Source organism: Vibrio sp. 10N.222.49.A3, from assembly GCF_041475145.1.
GTDB lineage: Bacteria > Pseudomonadota > Gammaproteobacteria > Enterobacterales > Vibrionaceae > Vibrio > Vibrio tasmaniensis_A.
The window spans coordinates 1-4,577 of sequence record NZ_JBFRVM010000295.1; the positions used below are offsets into that span (position 1 = coordinate 1).

Consider the following 4,577-nt stretch of genomic DNA (forward strand, 5'->3'; position numbering starts at 1 on the left):
TGGATGCAGAGTTTCAATTTTTACTCTCTCCTGCTTACCAGTTATTAAACCAAGTTCTACGTCCTTGGGAGGCAATATGAGTCGCAGAGAAACGGATGAATTTGTTTGGTTGCGTGGCGGTCGAGTCGCCAGCCGTAAACCAAAAGGAAAAGGTGAATTTGTGATGAGTGATAGACCTTTATTAATTGTTGATGCCGACATGGCGAAATTCGATATCAACATGAACTGTCAAGGCATCGAGCGACACATGCAAGCCGTCAAGCTTAACCACAGCATTATTTATTGGGAGGCGTAATGGAACAAAAATCCAATCAAGACATTAAGCTCGAAGTGATTGTTCGCTTTGAGCCAAACAACCAAAACGGGATCGGAGAGTTCTCTATCGTCGATTATCGAGCAGAAGCATTGACCCAAATAGGATCACACACAGCCATCACCGCTTACGGAGCAAAAGACACGGCTTACCAGGCCGTCGACCAATTTTTAAAACAACAGAACGAGCTTATTAAAGCTGACCATTTTGTAAAAACAGGAGCACCACAATGAATAAAACGACTCAACAACCAGAAGTAAAGCCAACCCGCCCAACAGCACCGGAAGGCTTTGTGTATAACGCGGAAGGCAACCTTATCGCACAGTGCAACATTCCCGCTCATGAGCTGCGTAAAGATGCGTTTGTCACCAGTTTGGTTAAGCAGGTAAAAACGCATCAAAAACACCTTCAAGCCTTCAAAGAGAACCTGGTAAAAGCCTTTGAAGAGTTTCGAATTGAAATGCTAGAGAGCTACGGTACTAAACTGCATACCCGTGGGAATGGCGATAACGTGGCGATGTTTAGTTTTGATGGTAAGTATAAGATCACTTACAAAACCGCCAAACTCAAAACCCTTGGCCCTGAGCATGATGCAGCTCGTCAGTTGGCACGTGACTACTACAATAGCCAAAAAGACAAACTGCCGCATGATGTGTTAATCGCGGTTCAAGACTTCTTTGTGAACGATGCTTCTATTGCAAACACCATTAGCTTTATTGGCAAAGACTTCCAAGACGAAACATTGCGTAAGGCGCAGGAAGCAGCAAAAGAGTCACTGCTCATCATTGGTAGTAAGTCGTACTTCAACTTCTACGAACGCGATGATGAAGGCGAATATCAACAGGTTCACTTAAATTTCAGCAAGCTGTAAGGATGTCATCATGGATAAAGTGACTACTTTAATTGGGACTAGTGTCGATGATGCTAAAGGCTCACTGGAATGCATGCTTGCACATGATCCTCAAGAGGCAAAAATATTAGCCCAGAAAGCATTAGACCGTCTAGGTAAGCCGAGTGTCAAATGTGGAAATATGACTCGTATCTCTATGCTCAGAACCATCGTCCGCAAGGCAGATAAACAGTTACTCGCAACGAGTAAATAAACCCAATAACCAACCAATTAAATACAGGCAAGCGGCGCTCTACGCGACCCCGCTTTGGCTTCGCTTTGCCTGAATTTAGTGAAAGTCATAATTAAACGCAATTTAAAGGTTTTTCAAAATGAATATTCAGAAAGCAAAACAACAATTTCCGATAGGTACTCAGGTTAAGTATTTCCCTCTTATTAAAGACAAGGCGCACTTTCACATAGGCGAAGTACGCAGCGAACCATGGGAAGTGTGTGGTGAGCTCGTTGTAAGCGTCTCTGGTAAAGCTGGCGGCCTGTCAGTTGAACACTTGGAGGTGATTACTGATGAAGGCTAAAAAGCTAGGTTGTGATTATCAGGGGAGTCACTTTGGTGCTCGTTATGATGATGCGTGTTGTATTGACGGGTATCTATGGGACTTAGATAGCGGTGGTACTGATGAACTTTCTGGAGCCAACTACCTTGATATTGGCGGCGATATCCCTTGTCCTCAATGTAACGCGAAACAATACGTTAAATCTTATTTGTCGGATTACCTTTGTGACGCCGGTTATGAATCTCTAGTACGACCACTACCTTCGAGGGTTATTAAAAACCCGCTAAAGAAATGGCCTTCCAATTTACGTCGCATGGGTCAACGTTACTGGCGAACGGGACGTCGTGAAGCACTTAAAGAAGCCCGAGTGGAGGGGTAATCATGGCAACAACCATTCAAGTTACTGAAAATTTAAATATTGGACAACACGCTGACATTAACGGACAGCGATGTGAAGTCGAGGCTGTTTCATTTTATCAGGCCATCACTGCCGGACATGCCGCCGAAGAGTTGATGAATGTAATGGCTCATGAGTTGATTCAGCGCGAGATCATCAAAGTCGAAGGTGGTCAGTATTACTTCTGTGAGGATGGTGAGCCATTAATCGCAGATGAACAATTCGAAGACGAATAGGAGGTATTCGATGAATAAGTATATTGATATATCGTTACTTCGGAAGGTGATGGCCATTATTCACAACGCGGTAGAAGTCGCTTGTACGAGCGCTTCCATTAAACAAAAAGATGAAGCACTCGCTAGCCTAGTTGATGCGCACAGTGACATTTACAATCGCTTAAAGGAAATGGAAGGAAGTAACAATGACTCGCTACAAACGCCGCATTCGAACGTATCAGCACCAACGAAATCGGTCATGGTTTCAAATGACCAAGCTGACGAAGTTCAAGCATATGAATGCTTTTTGCTCGGTCTCATCATTAAACGCATGACCATTCCTTGGGATGTTGAGCGAAGTATTAAGTCTATTGAGCGCCGTATTAAATCGGCAATCAAACTTAGAGACTTTGCCAAAGCAGCGCGTTTAAACAATGCCTCGATCGCAATTTCAAACATCCATAACCATTGCCAGGAGCGACTCAATGCAACTCGTTAATCATGAAATTATCGAACCCACCTTTACTGGTGATATGACTGATGAGCAACTAGTCGAACTAATCCATCTCATCAGTAAAAAACGTAACCGCAATAAGCCATGTATTTGTCGCTCTGGTAAAAAACTAAAACATTGCTGCTTACATAAGGTGAAGGCGCTGCAAGAGCAAATGAGGGTGGCAAAAAATGGTTAACCTTAAATATGCCAATGGACTTGGGCGGTTTGCTGCTAAATGGTTACTGATAGCTGTACTCCTTTATCTAGCCATGGCGATTATGTCTTGCTTAATATTGCTGTCATTAGAGAGCTTCAACCCACTGGAGTGGAATGCGTTAGCACGAAGCTGTGTTGTAATAGGCTCATTTTTAATCGCGTTAATAAAGGAGAATCTCCGTGGCTAACTCTAAGCATATCGAAAAAATTAAAAAGCTATTACGCTTGGCAAAATCAGCCAACGAGCACGAAGCGGCAGCAGCCATGTCTCGCGCTCAAGCGTTAATGTTGCAGTATGGCCTTTCGAATGAGAGTCCTGAGCTCAGCGATGTTTGTACTGGGGAGATTCAATCTAAGTTTAAAGCGAAAAAGCCTACGAACTACTTTGCTTGGCTTAGCACTATGGTTGCTGAAGCTTTTGGATGCCGTGTACATTTCAACTGGAATGGCTTTAAAGGTGGGTACGTTGTTACATTCACTGGCCACAACGAGCGCCCAGACGTGGCATCCTACGCTTATGAAGTGTTAGAGCGACAACTTATCAAAGCACGAAAAGCGTTTATCTCTACGCTAAACAAGCGTATTAAGACAAGCACTAAGACATCTCGAGCCGATCTCTTCTGTGAAGGTTGGGTTGGTAGTGTAAGAACCAAAGTCAAAGCATTTGCGCTTAGTGATGAAGAGTCACAGCAACTTACGACTTACATAAAGCAAGCCCACCCTGAACTAAAAACGGGTGATACACGCAAAGCTTCAACCAAGAACGCGAGGGGCGGTGTAGATGATGCGTTATGGGCTGGTCACTTAGCAGGTAAATCCGCCGAGCTTAATCATGGGGTCAGTGGAAAGGAACAAGGCAAACTTTCAGCGGTATAAATAAAGAACGTTTTGTTAACTAGCCCACCATTTTAACGGTGGGCTTTTTATTATATGAATAGATACGTATAGAATCATATTTTAAATAACATATAAGGAAAATATATGAAAAAGCGTACAACGTTAATAACACTGGTTACTGCACTATTGTCGACACAAGCTTTCGCTGAGAGCGGTTGGTGGAGAGATGCCAACGATCATAATAAAGCATGGGCTAACAGTGACGGTAGTAATTTTCAGGCGCTAATAAAATCTAGAGCTTTAGATAGCGATTCCCCATATGTTTCTTTTTCCTTAGTGGGGTCAAACAAATCATTTTGTAGTAATAAAGGTGATGAATATAATGGTCATACGACGATGAAAGTTAATGACCAACGAATTGATTTTTCCATGACATGTTACAAAAATGAGTTTTTAAACATGGTCCCTAAAACTCATAAAGGTTTAGATTATATATTTAAAGAGTTTAATTCTTACAGAAACAAGCAGATGACATTTGTTGTTACGTATGAGGATCAGCCGGATTGGGTGTTCACATTCCCGACGCGTAATTTTGGTCAATACTACAGTTCGTTGAAAAAATCTCTAAAAGATACTCTTTAATATACGCCGCCTTCGGGCGGTTTTCTTTTATCTCTCTCCAAGTTTTTCTTACAAACG

The 4,577-nt window shown here is 42.6% G+C and carries 11 protein-coding genes; all 11 read left to right on the plus strand.

Annotated features, from left to right (window positions below; translation table 11 throughout):
• Window positions 1-76: 76 nt before the first annotated feature.
• The 11 genes from AB4589_RS25125 (at window position 77) to AB4589_RS25175 (ending at window position 4,520) form a co-directional block, all read left to right on the plus strand.
• On the plus strand, window positions 77-295 hold the full coding sequence (locus AB4589_RS25125; RefSeq protein ID WP_132715485.1) for a hypothetical protein: 219 nt from the start codon (window positions 77-79) through the stop codon (window positions 293-295).
• A complete protein-coding gene (locus tag AB4589_RS25130) occupies window positions 295-546 on the plus strand; it encodes a hypothetical protein (RefSeq protein ID WP_372101926.1) in 252 nt (83 codons plus the stop codon). The genes AB4589_RS25125 and AB4589_RS25130 overlap by 1 nt, the downstream gene beginning before the upstream one ends.
• Window positions 543-1,184, plus strand: coding sequence for a DUF3164 family protein (locus AB4589_RS25135; RefSeq protein WP_372101927.1), 642 nt, complete (start codon window positions 543-545; stop codon window positions 1,182-1,184). Before AB4589_RS25130 ends, AB4589_RS25135 begins: the two co-directional genes overlap by 4 nt.
• 10 nt (window positions 1,185-1,194) lie before the next feature.
• Window positions 1,195-1,416: a hypothetical protein gene (locus AB4589_RS25140; protein ID WP_282389194.1), complete on the plus strand. Its 222-nt coding sequence runs from the start codon at window positions 1,195-1,197 to the stop codon at window positions 1,414-1,416.
• 118 nt (window positions 1,417-1,534) lie between these two features.
• Entirely contained in the window at window positions 1,535-1,738 is a 204-nt protein-coding gene (locus tag AB4589_RS25145; RefSeq protein WP_372101928.1) for a hypothetical protein, read from the plus strand.
• The gene (locus AB4589_RS25150; RefSeq protein WP_372101929.1) at window positions 1,728-2,096 is read left to right on the plus strand and encodes a hypothetical protein; all 369 of its coding nucleotides are present in this window, start codon (window positions 1,728-1,730) and stop codon (window positions 2,094-2,096) included. The genes AB4589_RS25145 and AB4589_RS25150 overlap by 11 nt, the downstream gene beginning before the upstream one ends.
• Before the next feature lie 2 nt (window positions 2,097-2,098).
• On the plus strand, window positions 2,099-2,350 hold the full coding sequence (locus tag AB4589_RS25155; RefSeq protein ID WP_372101930.1) for a hypothetical protein: 252 nt from the start codon (window positions 2,099-2,101) through the stop codon (window positions 2,348-2,350).
• 10 nt (window positions 2,351-2,360) lie between these two features.
• Window positions 2,361-2,828 carry a hypothetical protein gene (locus AB4589_RS25160; protein ID WP_372101931.1) on the plus strand — a complete coding sequence of 156 codons (468 nt, stop codon included), beginning with the start codon at window positions 2,361-2,363 and terminating at the stop codon, window positions 2,826-2,828.
• Complete coding sequence (locus tag AB4589_RS25165) at window positions 2,815-3,021, plus strand: SEC-C metal-binding domain-containing protein (protein WP_372101932.1); 207 nt, start codon at window positions 2,815-2,817, stop codon at window positions 3,019-3,021. The genes AB4589_RS25160 and AB4589_RS25165 overlap by 14 nt, the downstream gene beginning before the upstream one ends.
• A 200-nt stretch (window positions 3,022-3,221) precedes the next feature.
• On the plus strand, window positions 3,222-3,917 hold the full coding sequence (locus AB4589_RS25170; protein WP_372101933.1) for a DUF2786 domain-containing protein: 696 nt from the start codon (window positions 3,222-3,224) through the stop codon (window positions 3,915-3,917).
• 105 nt (window positions 3,918-4,022) lie between these two features.
• Window positions 4,023-4,520 carry a hypothetical protein gene (locus tag AB4589_RS25175; protein ID WP_372101934.1) on the plus strand — a complete coding sequence of 166 codons (498 nt, stop codon included), beginning with the start codon at window positions 4,023-4,025 and terminating at the stop codon, window positions 4,518-4,520.
• The last annotated feature ends 57 nt before the right edge of the window (window positions 4,521-4,577 follow it).

Bases quoted from the DNA above. Each gene is read 5' to 3' on its own strand.
- AB4589_RS25125 (WP_132715485.1), top strand. From the start codon at position 77: ATGAGTCGCAGAGAAACGGATGAATTTGTTTGGTTGCGTGGCGGTCGA.
- AB4589_RS25130 (WP_372101926.1), top strand. From the start codon at position 295: ATGGAACAAAAATCCAATCAAGACATTAAGCTCGAAGTGATTGTTCGC.
- AB4589_RS25135 (WP_372101927.1), top strand. From the start codon at position 543: ATGAATAAAACGACTCAACAACCAGAAGTAAAGCCAACCCGCCCAACA.
- AB4589_RS25140 (WP_282389194.1), top strand. From the start codon at position 1,195: ATGGATAAAGTGACTACTTTAATTGGGACTAGTGTCGATGATGCTAAA.
- AB4589_RS25145 (WP_372101928.1), top strand. From the start codon at position 1,535: ATGAATATTCAGAAAGCAAAACAACAATTTCCGATAGGTACTCAGGTT.
- AB4589_RS25150 (WP_372101929.1), top strand. From the start codon at position 1,728: ATGAAGGCTAAAAAGCTAGGTTGTGATTATCAGGGGAGTCACTTTGGT.
- AB4589_RS25155 (WP_372101930.1), top strand. From the start codon at position 2,099: ATGGCAACAACCATTCAAGTTACTGAAAATTTAAATATTGGACAACAC.
- AB4589_RS25160 (WP_372101931.1), top strand. From the start codon at position 2,361: ATGAATAAGTATATTGATATATCGTTACTTCGGAAGGTGATGGCCATT.
- AB4589_RS25165 (WP_372101932.1), top strand. From the start codon at position 2,815: ATGCAACTCGTTAATCATGAAATTATCGAACCCACCTTTACTGGTGAT.
- AB4589_RS25175 (WP_372101934.1), top strand. From the start codon at position 4,023: ATGAAAAAGCGTACAACGTTAATAACACTGGTTACTGCACTATTGTCG.